The sequence below is a fragment of the Mycoplasma sp. 6934 genome, from assembly GCF_055523595.1.
Window position 1 is genome coordinate 78,667 of sequence record NZ_JBVFVE010000001.1, and the last position, 18,544, is coordinate 97,210.

Sequence of the window (18,544 nt, forward strand, 5' to 3'; positions counted from 1 at the left end):
CTTTATTAATATCTATTTAATCTATATAATTAATATATAAAATTTAATAAAGGAATAATGAAATGAAACGAAGTAAATTCTTACTTATATCTACAAATTTAGTAGCAATTTCATCATTTGTAATTGTATCGTGTGCGAGTGTTGAAAAACCGCAAAAACCAGACCAACCAGCTCCACAGCCACAGCCTGATCCATCTGAAATTGCAGTAAATAATTTTAAAACCGCTTATGCAGTAGTTTTAAGCAAAAATAAAGATAATATTACCCTAGAAGATGAAAATAGCATAAATGTTGCTTTAAGTACTTTTGCCTCATTAGAGGATAATGTTAAACATTTACTTACTGCTGAAAAAAGTTTATTAGATGATTTGCTTGCTAAAATAGCAGAAATTAAGCAATCTCAAGCTAATCAAACTAATTTACCAGGTGAAAATACTGGAACCCAAAAGCCTCCAGGTAACAAAGACACTAGTACAACTGATCCAGACTTGGGCAATGATAAAGATAAGCAAAATAATAGTGCCCAAATACCTGGTGGAAAAGACCAAGAAAAAACACCGGTTGAAGATCCAGGAACAACCCAACCAGAAAAACCACTTGAACAAGAAAAAGTAGTAATAAATAAATTTCTTCCAATAAATGAAGGTGAAAGATATTTTTCTTCTTTAAACTCGCAAGAAAAGCAAAAAGAGTTAAACGAATTAAACTATATCTTATATGAAGATATAAATAAAGTTGAACAAAAATCCTATAATGGTTTATCTTATTTAGAATATAAAGATAAAATAACTGGAATTATCTTTAAAGAATATAGTTATGGTTATAACCAAAGTGGCCCTTTATGATTACTTAATAAAGAAGGTCTTTTACTTATAGCCCACGAATTTAAGCGTAAAATACCATATGGGCAAGAAGTAAAGGATTTGGATTCTATTACTATTAATAACGTATCTGAAATAACTAGTCAATCTCTTGGTTTATATCGTCCACTTGAAAAAAGGATTTATGTTAACGGAACTAACCTAAATAATAAAGGCTTTTCATTATATGAAATAGTTGGTAGTTTAATGCAAACAATCTTTCATGAATATATGCACCATTGAGCCATGTCCTATGCTGAAACAGGATTAATTGAAGGCAATAAATTAAATGTCACAGACCAAGAAGCAAAAGATATTAACCAAATGAAAACTACTGAACTTTATTATAATCCTACAGCTAATTTTGGTCATCAAGGACATTCACATGGCCAAAGGCAATTTTGAAATTCTTATTTTGTAAGTAATTTTTACAATTTATTAAATTATGATGTATCGCAAAAGGGTTATCTAAGTGATGAAGTTTTAGATAAATTAAATATTAAAAACAAAGAGAATTTATTGTACAACAACTTATCAATCAATGATATGTGACGTTTAGCCAATGAATTAAATACACCAGAACATTTAAAAAATAAATCTCAAAGTCAAACTTTAAGTGTGTCACCTAGTGGGGTGTATACTACAAGTATTAACAGGTTAAAATATACTTTTAGCATGACTGAATTAGTTCCTAGAGAATATACTAAGTATGCTTATGAATCATACTTTTCAATTAATGATCTTAATAAATCAGAACAAAGGCATGATGCAAGGCAAAGCACGGTTAATTGATTTGGACTTAGATACTATACTCAAAATCAAAATAATCAATGAATGGTGTTTTTTTACCCAAGTCATAATACGGAGGATTGGTCACATACATATTTAAATAATTTTGATTCTTTAACTGCGAGATATTGGTTTGATAAATTGGGTAATGGCTTAGATAATCTAACTAAACATAATGTTGCAATTATGCCTAATTCAGTATTTGAAATAAATGAATTTAGATTTAAAAATGAAGGATCTGAAAGGGAAATAGGTGAATTAGCACCAGAAAAAACTAGATCTCGATCAAAAGAATTTTATAAATTATTTTTAGATACTATGGGATATGGCAAAACTATTAGCCAAGTATTTTATCGCTCAGATGTAACAGATGGTCAACCAGGATATGGCGCAGGTGTAGTAGGTTGACCAGATAGGCTTAAATTTTCTGGCTTTATTGATGCAAATCATAAAGTTGATGGTTTAGTTATAAAGGATGCTAATGGTGAATATAAACATAGTTTATTGGAATATTCTAACAATTTTAACTTCTTTGGTCTTCAAAACTTTGATCAAGGTGCTAGTTTATATTCTGAAGATGATAAGGGAGAAAAATTAATTACTCAGGATCGTCAAAAACAAATTAGTAATAGATTATACCCAAATAATATCGGATATAATACTTATTTAAGTTATATTACCAAGGACTTTTTAGAAGTTAAAGAAAACTCAGAAATATACCTTTGAACAGATCTAAATAAAGATGGTAAGGTTACAGAAAATGAGCTAAATTCATCACAAATAACCTTGCCAACTCAACGGCCTGTAACAAACCAAAGAAACACAAATCATAATGTTTCTAACTTTGATAAATTTATAATAAAAAATATTGATGGTAAAACAGTTGTTAAAAAACTATAATTATATTTATCTTTAAAAGATATTTATATAGTATAATAAAGGAAATTTTCAATATCAAGAAAGGGAAATATGAATTTTTGACATTATCGCAGAAATATAGCAGATTTTAGCAGTTCAAGGCCATTATTTTTATCATTTTTTGTACTCAGCTTATTTGTAATCTTATTTTTATACATTTACCGCAAAAGGGTATATAACTATTTCAATCAAGAAGGCAAAAAATTTATTTTCAAAACACTATCACTTGAAAATTTATTTGTGGCAATTGGTATTTTTACCACAATATATAATTTAATTCGCTTAGGTTTTTTAATTGGAATCGATTATCCTTATAAATGGGAATTATTCCCATTGCATTTATGTAGGTTTTTTTAGCTTTACAATCCCTCTTTTATATATATTTAAAAAAGGTCATAAAATTAATATGGTAAGTATTTTAGCTGTCTTTGGAGCGATATTTGGATTTTTATTTGCTGATTTAGGAGCAGATCCAGTTGCAACACAAATTGACAGAGAATATAATAATCTTAAAGAAGGAACTAGAGAGTGAAACAATGCTGGTTTTAACTTAGGCTATGACAACGTTCTATTTTGAGATTTTATTTTTGCTCACTCATTTGTTTTAATTATGCCAGTATTTACCCATATTGTATATGGTCCAAAAGCAAAAATAAAATTAAGAAATTTTGTACAAGGGTCAGCCTTAATGCTTGGTATGTTAGTTTTAGTATTGATTGGCAATATCGTGTTGTTCCAAAGAATTAAGAATTCTAATAATAGAGTTCAGATCCAATGAACATCTAATTGATTCTATTTAGGTGCTAAAGGAATTAATACTTTAGGCAAACTATCTAAATGACCATTTTCTCCAATCATCTTTGGGCTTGCTGGTGTATTAGTCAATATCCTTGGTTATATCTTTTATATGTTTATGTCAAGTATTGACTTTGAATTTAATAAATACTATATGCCTAATAAAGTATCACGTAAAAGATTTAAAGATGTTTGAAACGAACTAAAAACGCCTTGAAAAGAAGTTTTAAATTTTAGAATTAAGGAATAGGCAACAAGAACAATAAATATGCAGGCAAAGAATATTCGGACATTTACGAATATTCTTTTTATATAATGAAAGAGTTTTATAACAAAATTAAGCTCAAAATGACCAAAGATTAATTTAAAAAATTAACATATAAAAAATGAATGGATTAAATAATCCATTCATTTTTTATATCCTTTAGGTTTAGTGTATTTAATTTGTTTTTATTTAAAATTAAAACCACTGCATAAAGTGTTGTGGACTTCTTGATAAGTAGCATGATCGTTTTGTTCAATTTATTATTGCACATAAAAATTATTATGAGAACTTACCTGTAAATTGAGTATTTATATCACTTGGTTCTTTAGGTGTATTTAAAAGGAGATCAGGTATAAAGAGGAATGAAGTTGTTAAACAAGGAAGCCCCTTTGTAAGATACGGTTAACTATATACAACTTATAACACTTTTTTAAAGAAACAAAATCAAACATCCCATTAGAAATATATATAATTTTTCTACTTTTAAAATGCGAATTATGAGTTAATTAAAGAAAATAAAGATAACAATCGAATCTATAGGTTTACAAGAAAAAAGTGTTGCAAACAATGGTATAAAAGTATTGACTTTATTTTAATTATAAGAAAGATGCTATGAAACAAATTGCTATGTATTTGATCCCGCTAAAGATACAAGATTCTTTATTATAATAAACCCTCATAAGTTTTACCAATTTATTTAACTTATGAGGGTTTATTTAAATTTTAGACATGATTTTATAATTTATAATTTTTATATAAGATAGTATTATTTATATACAAAATCCATATATAAGCCATCAGGGCTAGTTGCATCGCTTTTATCAATAATTAAAAAGTATGTTTTAAATCAATTATCGCTACCTACTGCAGTATTTGAAGCATAAATAGCATCATTATGAAACATATAAAAATTATATTTGTCATTATATGAAAATGAAATTTTTAATTTTTTTGAGTTTTTATCAAAAATAAAATCATTTATATTTAACTTCTTTTCTCTATTGTCAGACTTAGCAAAAATTTGAGAATTATAGTTATTTAAAATTAATAAATCTTGTTTATTAAAATCGATATTATCTAGAAGTTCATTAAATTCACTTGTAATTTGTGTTTTTTCAGAGTAGTAAGTAGGATTTTTAGTTTGTAATAATTTTATAAAATCTTCTTCGCTTTTAATTAAATATGTTGTTTTAGTAATATTTTTAGTAATTCATTTGGGAGTTGAATTTGGATAGTTTGAATAATCAATATAATTAAAATAACTATAAGCAATTCCAGTTGTATCGTAATATTTGCTTTCTTGATGCTCTGGATATAAAACTTTATGTTGCTGATATTTTTGCTTATCCTCTTCAGTTACTCTATCTAAATCTACTCAAAAAAGAATTGGAGAATAACCTTCCTTAGTTCAAACTTTTTTATTAGTATTTCAATATGTATGTACTCCAATACGTGATAATCTGTTAATCTTTTCGTGCTCAATAAAATAAATGGATATGAGTGTTAATGGAATGGCAAGTAATCCAAAACCTAATAGACTATATTTTAATATTTTTTTCTTGGTCTTGTGTAACATAAGTTATTGCCACTTCAACATTTTTGCGGGTTGTTTTATAAGTATAAGCTCCCAAATTAATAGTTCTACCTTCATCAGATTCATCAGCCTGTGCTTTAACATATGCACTATTTAAATTTATATATTGGATTTTTTTATTATTATTTTCCGCTATTAACAGCTTGTTTGAACTTACACTCACTAGCGGTAAAATCGTTAGCACACTAGTAGTACCAAAAAATATATTTCTAACTTTTTTAAACATAAAACCTCTTTAAAACCTAGTTAGCATTAATAATTATTAGTATAAATTATTCAACTAACTAATATTCATTTTTTTCTTTTTTTTGATAGATTTTTTCACTCAAAAATAGTGAAGCAATACCTTATAAACTAAAAATAATTTTGTTATTTCCTTATATAAAAATTATAACACTATTTTAAATGTTTTTTGAGAAAAACTATTTTTTAAACAGGAAAGAAATATTCAGATTTTGTCCGAATATTTCTTTCCTGTCTAGAGCCCCATAAGTTTTAGCGATTTATTTGGTAAAACTTATGGGGGTTGTTAGTTAAAAGTTTATTTTTTGCTTTTTTTATCTTTGTATACTTTTAAATACGAATTATTATATCAATTGTACAGAGTTTTATAATATGCAAGGTTATCATTGGTGGTTCTTGTATCTTCTAGTATTTCAAATTTTAACTCTTTTGATTTAGGCAATACAAAAACTCCAAAGCTATGACTTTGTGGCACCACATCTTGCCTGCGGCGGTTTTGGTCATTAACTATAATATTTAGAGTTATTTTATCATGATCATAAAAAGGGACAAGATAATCAATAGTTGAATTATGCTGAGTGATATTACCGTAATTTGCAAAAATATAAATATTATTATCTTTCAAAAGATTATAAACATCTTTATTATCCAAATAAATGAATTCAAATAATTCCTTGATTAGAATATCATCATTAAAGTCATCATGATTATGCAATTCTTTAAATCTATTTATAATTAAGGAATTAAATAATTCTTTTGAAGATATCTCAATAAATCTTTCCTTTATTTTAGGAACATTTTCATCAAAATATACTGTGTTAAATCCACCGCTTTGATTTTGGATATAAGTTTGTTTTATCCTTTCGTTATTGTCCAACCATATTGGCGGGATAAAAGTAGCTAACTTAACTAGATTTTTATACTTAGGCATAATAAGATTATATATTTTACGAATTTCTTTTGAAATTTTTAACCTTTGTTCCTCATCTATATCATTAAAAGAATTTGGATTAACTAACTCGTCATTATTCACAGTGCAGGCAAAAGCTGTAAAAGGGATTAATATCGTGCTAAGACCAACTAATGTTTTCTTAATCATGGATTCCTTTTACCAAATGAGTTACAGCACATTTTTTACTGCTGAAGTAGTAAAAGTTGCAAATCCCATTAAACTGATTGAGTTTAAAAAGAAAAATTTTAATTTCTTTGCCATAAATATCTCCTTTTTTATTAATTGATTTCTGTTAAATATTATTATTGGGATTATTATACTATAAAAAATATAAATAATGTTTGAAAATATCCTCCTTTTATCTAAACACATCATAATTATATCAAAGAAAAACATTAATATAAGTACGAAACTTTTAGAAAATATATTTTTCCTTATCTGTTATAATAATTGAATGGAAATATACATACATAACACGAATTATAATTTAAAAAAAACAACATTAATACATGGATTTTTTAAAGCATTGTGTTTAACTTTATTAATATTAATTATATTAATATTGAATAAAACATACATTCCTTTTAATATCCATTTATCAACTAATCAATTAAATCAAAATATTATCTTCTGGGGATTATTAATCCCTTTATATCTTGGTGTTTTAGCTGCAAGAATTTATTATTTTAAAATTGAATGGCAAATGTGGCAGCATATTAAAGATAAAATTAAATATGAAGGTAATGGAGTATTTAATTTTACTTTCTTAAAATTATCCTTATTCATTCCGTTATTAGATATATACCGTTACTTCTTTTTATTTGCATTATTTAAAGAAGGAGACTATTATATATGTAATTGAAAAGAAGGTTCAAAACGTAATAATTTGAAATTTTCAGTTTATGATATTGCCCTTGGTGCAATTTTAATGTCTTTATTCTTTATTATTACTGCTTTAAAGAATTTTACTCCACTAAAAATTATTTCTTTATCTACTGAATATATCTTTTATATTATATTCACCATTTTCTTTGGTAAATATAAAGGGGCTTTTTTCTCTTTTTTGGCTGACTTTTTTAGTTTACTACTTTCAGGGCAAATTGCTTTATATCATGAAGCTTATGCAATTGTGCCAATTGCAGTTTCGTTTCTAATTGGCTTTATCTTAGATATCTTTAAGAAAAATAAAAAACAAGTTTTTATTTTTATGGAAATCTTTATGCTTTTATCTTTTGTATTATTAATTTATACATTCTTAGTAAATGTCAATGATCCAAAAGGTTTAAGAATTTCATCTACTTTTGGAATTAGTAGGTTAAGTGTTGGAGTTTTTGGCACTTTACTAGCATTAACTTTAGGAATGTTTGCATTATTTAATTTATCAGTATATTGATATTTTAAAGCAAAAACCCCAGGTAAAAAACAAACCTACTTATACTTATCTTTAACAATCTTTTTAGTTATCTTTACAATTGTATTAGCAAGGTGAATCTGAGGTCCAATTGCCTTTATTCAATATGCTAATAGATATTTAGGAAGAAGTTATAACTTACAAAATCGTTATGTAATTGTTATGACCCCGATTGTTCTTAGGTCAGTAATTGCCTTGCCAATTTATATTTTAGTTTTAAATATTATTATTCCAGTATTGTTTAAACTAAAGAAAACCATCGTTAGAAGCGATTATAAAATCACATATTAATTTTTATATTTTAAGTTTTGTTATATAATATATAGGATTTTTCAAACTAAAAGAAAAAGGGAGGTCTTATATGGCTAATATTAAATCTAAAATGAAAAGCATTGTTAAGATGGAACAAGCTCGTGTAAAAAATGCAGCTATGAAATCTAGAGTTAAAACAGCAATTCGTAAAGCTAGAGAAGCTGTTTTAGCTAACGATGAAAAAGCAGCTTTATTAGTAGCAAATGCACACCACGTAATTGCTAAAGCTGTTGCTAAAGGAGTTTTTCATGCTAATAAAGGCGCAAGAAAACACTCACGTTTAGATCAATTTGTTAACAAAACAAAAGCAAATAATGCTTACTAAAATATTTTATTAAATGCAGTTTATTGCTGCATTTTTTTATATTAATTAACTAATGCTTATAAAAAACAATGTCTTAATAATTAAGACATTGTTTAATATTTATTTGTTAGTCTTCTTTCACTTCTTTTAAGAATCAAGGCATATCATATACATCGGGGCTGTGTAAGTGAGCCTTGAAAATTTGTGAAGCTGCAGATTTGGAATTTTGTAATGATAATGGGTGTTCATTATCTGGGTTAATACCTAGGAGGTTATACTCTCTAAGATCATAGCTATAAAATATACTATACTCATTTTTTCCAATTCCAAACGTATGACTTGAAGCAGCAGTCATTAGACCAAAATAACTATGCTTTCCATCTTTTTCTACATATACTGGTGAACCAGAAGAACCAGGACCACCATAAATATGTGAATAGTAATCTCTTCAACCGGTTTGGTATGAATTATCTTGAATATTTTTAGGTCTACGAGTAATTGAACCTGAAAGCTTCCTATGTGGGAAACCTAGTGTTGCTGCTTCCCAAATCATTGGAACTGATACTATTCTAAATTTAGAAGGAACATCCATGCTAATATTTGACATTTTCATTATTCTTTCAATTTTTGATACTATATCCATTTTTCCAGAATTTCTAGCATTTTTCAATTGTTGATTTAAATTAATTGATAATAAAATCATATCATGAGGATCACGTATTTTTTTACCATCTTTTGATTCTTGAGAGTGAGCTAACCACAATGCTTTAATAGGTACATTACCAGCAACATAATGGGTTGAGGTATACTCTCTATTTCTTTCTAAATCAGTTTTAATAAGCTGGTAAGCTAAAAAGTAATATTTAGCCACATAATCTTTTAAGAAACTATCACCAATAACATCATTAAAGTTTTTTGCGGCTTGGGTCTCTACGTGCATGTTAGTTATGTAGTAGAAAGTAGCATCATTAGGATTATCATTTGTTTTGGCCAAAAAACCACCTGTACCTGAAGTGGAAGCAGAGTATTGGAATGCACGAAGGTATGCATTATCAACAACATCTCAATCCCTTCATTCTTCAAGGCGCATAAATTCAGCATCTAATTTATAACCATTATGCAGTTCATATGGTACATTTTGGTTAGGTTGATAAACGTCTCGATTTGCTAAATATTTTGCATCTGAAAAAATAGTAATAGGCTGATTAAATTGATTATAATCCATGTTATTATAATCAAATCTGTTTTGGTTTACCTTAAAGTCTTCTTTTTCTTCATCATTAGTATATTTTACACTGATGTTTGCAGCAGCAGGTAAAATAATAAATGCTCTTTCTTTTTCAAACTCAGTTTTGAAATGATCTTGAACTTCTGGTTCATCAATAATAATTTTATATGAATTATCTTCCATGAAGATTTTGAATTCAATACCAGTATTTTCATTTCATGTTAAACTTACAATATATTTAAAACTTTCTTGCTCTGAAACAGTTGCACTGTAAACATACTTATGTGACTTAGATGCAATTAACTGATCAAAGTCAACATTTATATCAATACCATTACTTAAATCTCTAAGGCGATTAGTTTTATTAGTATCATTAATTAAAACATTAGCAAGGAGTTTGAATTTAATTGATCGATTTCTAGCATTTGGTTTTAATAAAGTTTGTTCTAAATACTTACGTTTAAAAGTCCATGAAGCTATGTTGGTTCTTTGATTTAAATTCCAAAGCAATTCATCTCACATAGGCTCAATTACTCTTTCGCGAGTAATTGAGGTTGGAGAATCTTGGATAGTTTTTAAATTGTTATTAGTTCATGCAAAACTTTGATATATGTTATTTGTTTGACTTGGTGCAAAGCCTTGGATTTTGTATCAAATATTACCATTTATTCATTGATCATTACGATCTTTTACTTTAAAACTAATATAAGCTTGATCACCGGAAATACGTCTAATAGCATTTATTTTAAATAATGTAACTGGTAATGAATAATTTAAATAATTAATCAACTTTTGTGAATCTGATTTTAATTTAATAACATTATTTAAATTTTCTAAATCAGCTGCCCACTGGTCCGCTGTTTTAGTTTTTAATGTTTCATAGTTAATTTCTAAATCACTTATTTTAATATTATTTACCATGATTTCTGGGTAGTGGTGTTGTTGATAATCATTAACTAAGTTAATTAAAGTGTATTCTTTACCATTAGTATATCTAATACTTTGGTTTTTCTTATTAATTCAACCTAGTTTAAATGTCATACCACGTTTACCAGTACGTTTAACATCATAATAAACAGCAAAGTACTCATCTGTTAAAGGTTTTGTATCAGTTGAGTTAACTGAAATATTTTTATCATAATATTTTTTATCTAACGAAACATATGCTTTACTATCATGGTTTTCACCTTTATTGTCTGTACCATTACCAAAAACCATTAAATATTCCATATTAACAAATGCTTTTTGATCAATCATATCTTGCACATTAAGCATTCTAAAATCTGGAGTTGGATTAGTTGATGAGGTTAATCTTGGCGTAAAGTTTGATTCATTAACTGAGTTGATGATACTAATAATATTTTGCGCTGGAGCTGTTGAGTTTTTAAAATCATCGGCAGTAAATACCTCACCTTTAGGTTTTAAATCAAAGAAGTTAAGTAATTTGAAATTATTAATTGAAACAGTTTTGTTGTTGGTAGCAGCTGGTTTTTCAACTTCAACACCATCTTTTTTATATCATAAAACTAATTTTGCATTACCTTCTCAATCATTAATATCTCTAACTTCTTTAATAAATAATTCATATTTACCAAACTTAGGCAAAATATATGATTCATTAAAGGCTTTAATTGCATCAGAAGCAAGGTAAACTTCATGAGAATTTTTACTCTTATGATTAATCTTTAAGGAATTAAAGAAATCAGAAGCATTACCATTAATTATTTTTAAGATTTTAGCTTCGTGAAGTTTATCAACGTATTCTTGATAATCACCTTCGTTATTTCAAAATTCTACTGGTTTATTAGTTGCTATTTTAGCTTCTTTAATTACTTGGTTATTAAACAATACTTTTAAAGTTACATATAGTTTATTATCTCTAAATTCAAAATCATCTGAAAAATCATAACGGAAGAATTTTGAAATAAATTTAGATTTAGCTTTAAAATATTCTAATTTCTTATCTTTTTCATAAGATAAGAAATCTTGTGATTTTAGTTCTTTTAAACCTTCATAATCTACATCAAAGTTTGTATCTAAGTCATTAATATTAATATCATTTACAAATTGTGTTACATCTTTTGCATATACTTTATTAAATTTGTATTTATAACTAATTTCAGGTTTTGATTTTAAAAACACTGTAACTTCAACTAGTAAATTATTCCAGTTAGTTTTATCCAATTCTAAATTAGTTATTTGATAATCAACATATTCATTGTCGTGGACATCAAAGAATAACTTAGTATTTTCAAAGTTGTATGATGCAGAATATGAGTATTTCTCTAAATCATATTTAGCACCTATTTCATTAAATTCAAATTTAAGTTTTCCATCTGTTTCTGCTTTGAAGTAATCTAAAAGAGTTTTTGAATCTGTTTCAGTATTATTCTTAAGTTTTGTTTCTTGTGTCTCAAATGTTTTTAATAATTCTTCAAACGTACTAATATTGTTAGACATTGAAACTAGAGAAATTTTCTCTAGTTTAGATTCCTTATCAAAAAGTTTTAAATATTTACCTTTTTCTTTGTAATATTCTAAAACTTGTTTTTGTGATTTTTGATATTCACTAGTAATATAATTTTCAATTGAATTTAACTTATTATTAAGGTTGGTTCATGATTCAAGGAATTTAGTAAACTCAGTTTCAAAGGTAGTAAGTGCATTTTGTCCATAAGCATTAATTAAATCAGTTAAATCTTGTTTATTTTGATTACTTAAATCTGTTTCATTAACTTTACTAATTAATCTTTGTTTTGTATTTACCACAACATTTGTTTCTAAATAGTTAAGTTTTTCTTGTAGTTCGTAAATACCTGCGAGTGAATATATTTGTTTAATGCTATTTCTTAGTTCTTCTTTAGTTGTAGTATCAATATCAGAACTTTCAACTAAAGCAGTGAAATCTTGCTTTTTACTATTAACATACTCAGAAGCTAAATTGTTCTCAACAATATAGTTTGTAATTGAAACAAAATGACTATCAAAACCTTGGTTAAAGGTTGTTAATTTATCAAAAGATAAGTTAGTATTAACATACTCTTTTGCTTGGTTAATTTTAGTTTGTAATTCTTGGTTTGAATTTAGAGTAGCAAATTCAATTACATCTTCCAACTTAGTTAAATTTTTATCAATAGTTTTAACTAATTCTAGTGGATTATTAATTGATTGTTTTAGGTTAAATAGCTTAGAAGTATTATTTTTTAATAAATCACTAACTTTTGAATTACTTAATTTAATTTTTTTAGCTTCTAAAAGAAAATCATCTAGTTCTTTATTTTTTGATAAAATTGCTTCGTTATATGAAGAAAGCTCTTGTTTAGTTGTTTTAATTTGAGTTAAAAACTCAGGAGTAAGTTTATCAAAGTTATTATTTGTAGTATTGATAAATTTATCATATTCATCTAGTTTGGTTTTAATTTTTTCAAAATTGTCTGGTTTGTAATCAATAGTTGAGTATAAACTTTCTATTTTGGTGTTTAAAATTGATAAATATTCAGTTACAAAATCAATTAATAAATTTGCTTTTGCTTCATCAAAATCATTATTTTGATAATTTGTTACAGTTTGTTTCAAAACATCTACAGAACTATTATTAACAGAATTTAGAAAGTTATTAACTTTGGTAATATTAGCATTATCAATAGGTTTTGGTGTTGGTTTTTCATCATTTGTACAAGATAATGCAACAAATGGAATGACAGTTAGTGATGATAAAGCCAATGAGAATTTTTTAATTTTTTGCATAAAACTCCAGTATTTTTATTTAATTTATTATTAGTAAATTTTTTTGTAATTGTAATATCTTTAAAGTTATAAATAAAAATCTATATTAAATTTTTATTTATTAGAAGTAAGATATTTTATTTTTTTAAATTAATAAAATTGTTTAAATGTGTTTTATTAAAATTCAATTATTAATTTTCTATAGTTTCTTTTAAGAATCAAGGCATATCATAGACATCAGGGCTGTGTAGGTGAGCTTTAAATATTTGAGAAGCTGCTGATCTATAGTTATGTAGTGAAAGAGGGTGTTCGTGATCTGTGTTAAGACCAAGCAAATTATATTCACGAATGTCATAACTATAGAATAAAGAGAATTCATCGCCACCCATATATCCACCTGATCCAGCTGTAAGAATCCCAAAGTAATTGTGTTTTCCATCTTTTTCAACATATACAGGACTACCTGAAGATCCACCACCTGAGTAAATATGTGAGTAGTAATTTCTTCAACCTGTCGCAAATGAATTATCTAAAACTCATTTTGGCCTTCTGGTAATTGACCCAGTGATTTTATCTTTTGGGAAACCTAATGTTGCTGCTTCTCAAATCATTGGAACTGATACTATTCTAAATTTAGATGGTACATCTAAACCGATATTTGGCATGCTCATTAGTTTTTCTGTTTTTCAAACTAAATCCATAAGACCACGATTGCGAGCATCTTTTAATTTATCATTTAAGTCAATTGATAATAAGATCATATCATGTGGCCCGCGAGTTTTGCTACCATCTCTAGAAACAGCGCTGTGTGCTAGTCATATTCCTTTAACTGTTACATTGCCATATCTGTGAGTAGCAGTTTTATTTCTGTTTCGTTCTAGATTATTACCATTTAATTGGAAAGCCAAATTATAATTTCTACCTGTATTATCCTTTAGAAACGAATCATCAACAACATGGCTTCAATTAGTAGCAACGCCAGTTTCAACGTGCATGTTTGTTATGTAATAGAAAGTAGCATCATTTGGATCATTATTAGTTTTCGCTAAGAAACCACCAGTACCAATTCCACCTCCTGCGGCATCCTGGGTTGCTCTTAAATAAGCATTTTCCACAACGTCTCAGTTTCTTCATTCTTCAAGGCGCATGTGTTCGGCATCAATTTTGTATCCTTCATGTAATTTGAAGGATACATTTTGATTTGGTTGATATACATTACGGTTAGCTAAATATTCGCCATCAGAGTAAATTGTAATAGGTTGGTTGAATTGGTTGTATTCCATATGATTATAATCAAAACGGTTTTGATATATTCCAAAATCTTCTAATTCTTCATCATTTGTATATTGAATGCTTGCACTTACGGCAGCAGGTAATATTAAAAATGCCCTGTGTTTTTCAAATGTTTCTTTGAAATTAATTTGTGTGTCTGGTTCATCAATAATTATTTTATATGAGTTGTCTTCCATATAGATTTTAAACTCAATACCCGTAGTTTCATTTCAGGTGAGACTTACTATATATTTAAAAGTCTTGTCTGTATTGGTTTTAGCTTCTTTAATATATTTAAGTGTTTTAGAAGCAATTAAATTATCTAAATCTATATTTAAAGCTATAGTATTATCGTTATTTCTAATGCGTTGAGTTTTTTGGTTATCATTAATTAATGAATTAGCATGTATATTGAATTTAATATTTCTATTTCTAGCATTTGGTTTAAGTAAGGTTTGCTCAAGATACTTACGTTTAAAGGTTCATGATGCAATATTAGTACGAGTATTGATATCTCATAATAAATCATCTCACATTGGTTCAATTACTCTATCACGGGTAATTGAACTTAGCGAATCTTGAATTGTTCTTAAATTTGAATTTCTTCATGTAAAACTTTCGTATAAATTATTTGTTTGACTTAAAGCAAATCCTTTTATTTTGTATCATGTATTACCTTGAATTCATTTATTGCTTTTATCTTGGACCTTAAAGCTGATGTATGCTTGGTCACCAGAAATACGTTTTATAGAATTTATTTTAAATATTGAAGCTGGTAAAGAGAAGTTTTTATATTGAATTTCATTATTTTCATTAACTTTCAATTTGATTACTTGTTCAAGGCCATTTAAATCTCTTGCTCATTCATCTGCTGTTTTAGTTTTTAAGACTTCATAATTAATATCTAAATCGCTTAGTTTTATATTATTAACCATGATTTCTGGGTAGTGGTGTTGTTGGTAATCGTTAACTAAATTAATTAAGGTATATTCTTGCTCGTTAGTATATCTAATTGATTGATCAGTTTTCTTAATTCATCCAAGTTTAAATGACATACCACGCTTACCAACACGTTTTACATCATATCAAACTGGGAAATAATCCCCCCGCAATGTGCTTATATTTGTTGCATTAACCTCTATATCTTTGTCATAATATTTCTTATCTAATGGAACATATGCTTTATCATCGTGATTTACACCTTTATTATCTGTTCCTGTGTTATTTATTAACATTAAATATTCCATATTAATAAATGCTTTTTGGTCAATTAAATCTTGAACATTGATAAGTCTAAAATCAGGTTCTACTTTAGTTGATGAAGTAAGCCTTGGAGTAAAGTTTGATTCATTAACTGAGTTAATTAAATTAATAATATTTTGATCTGGCATTATTGCATCTTTAAAGTCTTCTGCAGTAAAGATTTCACCTTTAGGTTTTAAGTGAAAGAAGTTAAGTAATTTGAAATTTCCGACTCTAATTGTTTTATTATAAACTTGAGCAGGGTTTTTAATTGGAATCTCAACACCATCTTTTTTATATCATAAAACTAAGTTTGCACTACCATCTCAATCATTAATGTTTTTAACTTCCTTAATAAACAATTCATATTTACCAAATTTAGGCATGATATATGAATCATTGAATGCTTTGATTGCATCAGAAGCAAGATAGATTTCATGAGTGGTTTTGGTTTCAGGTTTGAATTGCAATGAATTGAAAAATGTTGCAGCATCTCCATTAACTATTTTTAATATTTTTGCTTCATGAATTTGATCAAGATGATCTTGATAATTTCCTTCATTATTTCAAAATCCTACTGGTTTAATAGTAGGTATTTTACCTTCTTTTATTATTTGGTTATTGAAAAAGACTTTTATTGTTGCATATAATCTATTATTTTTATATTCAAAATCATCACTGAATTCATAATTAAAGAATTTAGCAATTTTTGTCCCCTTGTGTTTGAAATATTTTAATTTTTCGGAATGGGGCAATGCTAAAAAATCAGTTATTTTCATTTCTTTTAAATCATCATAAGCAACTTCAAAATTCTGGTCTAAAGTATCAACCTGAATTAAATTTACATACTCAGATACATTTTTATCAAATGTTTTTGAGAAATTATAAGAGTAATTTATTTCTGGGTTAGATTTTAAAGTTACTTTAACGGTTACTAACAAGTTATTTCAGTTTTTTTTGTCTAATTCTAGATTTGTGATTTGGTAATCTACATAATCATTATCATGCACATCAAAGAACAACTTAGTATTTTCAAAGGTATATGATGCAGAATATGAATATTTTTCTAGGTCATATTTTAAACCAAGTTCATTATATTCAAATTTTAATTTCTCGCCAGCATCCTCTTTAAAGTAATCTAATAATGTTTTTGAATCTTGTTCTTTATTTTCTAGTAATTTGCGTTCTTGTTCTTCTAAAGCTTTTAAGTGTGCCTTAAAAGTTTCAATATTATTTTCCATTGAAACTAAAGAAATTTTTTCTAACAAGTCCTTATTAAATAATTTAATATACTTACTTTTTTCTTTGTAATATTCTAATACTTGTTTTTGAGAACCTGTATACTCATTATTTATATATTTTTCAATGCTTGTTAATCTACTATTAATTTGCTCTAAAAGTTGCGTGAATATATCAAATTGTTCTTTAAAACTAGTTAAAGAAGTTAGTGAATAACTATTAAGAAGATCTTTTAAATCGTCTATATTATCTTTGGTTAATTTAGAATTTTCAATTTGAGTAACCAATGATTTTCTTAGATCCACTAATTCATTTGTTTCTATATGATTTAGCTTTTCTTGCAATTCATAGATTCCAGTAATGTTGTAAACATTCTTAATTTCATTACTTAATTGCTCTTTGATTTGACTATTAAGATTAGCATTTTCTACTAAAACTGTTAATTCTTGTTTAAGATTTTTAACATTATCTGAAGTCATGTTATTTTGGACAATATAATTTGTAAGAGATTTAAATTTATTTTCTAATTCGTTATTATATGAATTTATGTTATTAACTGATAAATTTTCATTTATATATGACTTTGTTTCGTTGATTTTGTTTGTTAATCCTGTGTTATTTAGTTCTGTTGCAAAATTAAAGAAATCATAAAGTTTTTTAATATTATCATCTATTTTTTTAATTAAATCAAAAGGTTTTTGAATTTGTGATCTAATCTTAAATAATTTATATATTTCAGTATTTATGAAATCTTTTAAATTATTGTTGGATATTTTTATATTTATTGCTTCTTTGACAAATTCATCTAGTTCTTTATTTTTATTGCTTACTTCTGAATTATATGCTTGAATATCGCTACTTGTTTGCTTAATTTGAGCAAGTAATTCTGGTGTAAATTGGTCAAAGTTATTATTTGTTGTATTAATAACTTTATCATATTCTTGAAGTTTTGCTTGAATTGCAGTTAGATTTTCTGGATTAAATTCAATTGTTGAATAAACACTTTCTATTTTTGTGTTAAGTATATTAAAATATTCAGTAACAAAGTTGATTAAAAGATCAGCTTTAGAAGCTGAAAAATCATTACTAGGGTAGTTTACTAAACTTTGTTTAAGTATATCTACATTTGTATTATTAATCGATGCAAGGAAATTTTGAACTTTTTGAATATTAGGATTGGTGATATCTCGCTCATCTTCCCTTGGTTTTTTGGGAACGTTTGGATTAGTTTCATTTGAACATCCAACTGCTATTGCTGGTAATAAAGAAAGTGCAGCAGATGCTAGTGATATTTTTTTAAATTTCTTCATAATGGCTCCTTTTTTAGTCAAAAGTATGATATATAAAATGTGATAATTTTGTATATATTATTATACTCGAAAATTGATCAAAAA

At 26.5% G+C, this 18,544-nt stretch carries 9 protein-coding genes; 4 read left to right on the forward strand and 5 right to left on the reverse strand.

From position 1 onward, the window contains the following. The first annotated feature begins 62 nt into the window (after positions 1-62). Entirely contained in the window at positions 63-2,549 is a 2,487-nt protein-coding gene (locus tag AC0B4S_RS00350; RefSeq protein WP_465101156.1) for an MYPU_1760 family metalloprotease, read from the forward strand. 424 nt (positions 2,550-2,973) lie between these two features. Next, positions 2,974-3,612, forward strand: coding sequence for a TMEM164 family acyltransferase (locus AC0B4S_RS00355; RefSeq protein ID WP_465101157.1), 639 nt, complete (start codon positions 2,974-2,976; stop codon positions 3,610-3,612). A 781-nt stretch (positions 3,613-4,393) separates the two neighbouring features. On the opposite strand, the gene AC0B4S_RS00360 is transcribed toward AC0B4S_RS00355, so the two are convergent. From AC0B4S_RS00360 to AC0B4S_RS00370, 3 genes are all read right to left on the reverse strand, one after another. Further along, positions 4,394-5,203: a hypothetical protein gene (locus tag AC0B4S_RS00360; protein ID WP_465101158.1), complete on the reverse strand. Its 810-nt coding sequence runs from the start codon at positions 5,201-5,203 to the stop codon at positions 4,394-4,396. Next, positions 5,166-5,447, reverse strand: coding sequence for a hypothetical protein (locus AC0B4S_RS00365; protein ID WP_465101159.1), 282 nt, complete (start codon positions 5,445-5,447; stop codon positions 5,166-5,168). Before AC0B4S_RS00365 ends, AC0B4S_RS00360 begins: the two co-directional genes overlap by 38 nt. Positions 5,448-5,762: 315 nt before the next feature. After that, positions 5,763-6,563, reverse strand: coding sequence for a hypothetical protein (locus AC0B4S_RS00370; protein WP_465101160.1), 801 nt, complete (start codon positions 6,561-6,563; stop codon positions 5,763-5,765). Between the two features lie 415 nt (positions 6,564-6,978). Between AC0B4S_RS00370 and AC0B4S_RS00375 the strand changes: the two genes are divergently transcribed. Continuing rightward, a complete protein-coding gene (locus AC0B4S_RS00375; protein ID WP_465101161.1) occupies positions 6,979-8,118 on the forward strand; it encodes a hypothetical protein in 1,140 nt (379 codons plus the stop codon). 70 nt (positions 8,119-8,188) lie between these two features. Beyond that, positions 8,189-8,464, forward strand: a complete 276-nt coding sequence (gene rpsT, locus AC0B4S_RS00380) for a 30S ribosomal protein S20 (protein ID WP_465101162.1) — start codon at positions 8,189-8,191, stop codon at positions 8,462-8,464. A 106-nt stretch (positions 8,465-8,570) separates the two neighbouring features. Here rpsT and AC0B4S_RS00385 read toward each other — a convergent pair whose 3' ends face one another. After that, positions 8,571-13,418, reverse strand: coding sequence for an MGA_1079 family surface serine endopeptidase (locus tag AC0B4S_RS00385; protein ID WP_465101163.1), 4,848 nt, complete (start codon positions 13,416-13,418; stop codon positions 8,571-8,573). Between the two features lie 170 nt (positions 13,419-13,588). After that, on the reverse strand, positions 13,589-18,460 hold the full coding sequence (locus AC0B4S_RS00390) for an MGA_1079 family surface serine endopeptidase (RefSeq protein WP_465101164.1): 4,872 nt from the start codon (positions 18,458-18,460) through the stop codon (positions 13,589-13,591). Between the last annotated feature and the right edge of the window lie 84 nt (positions 18,461-18,544).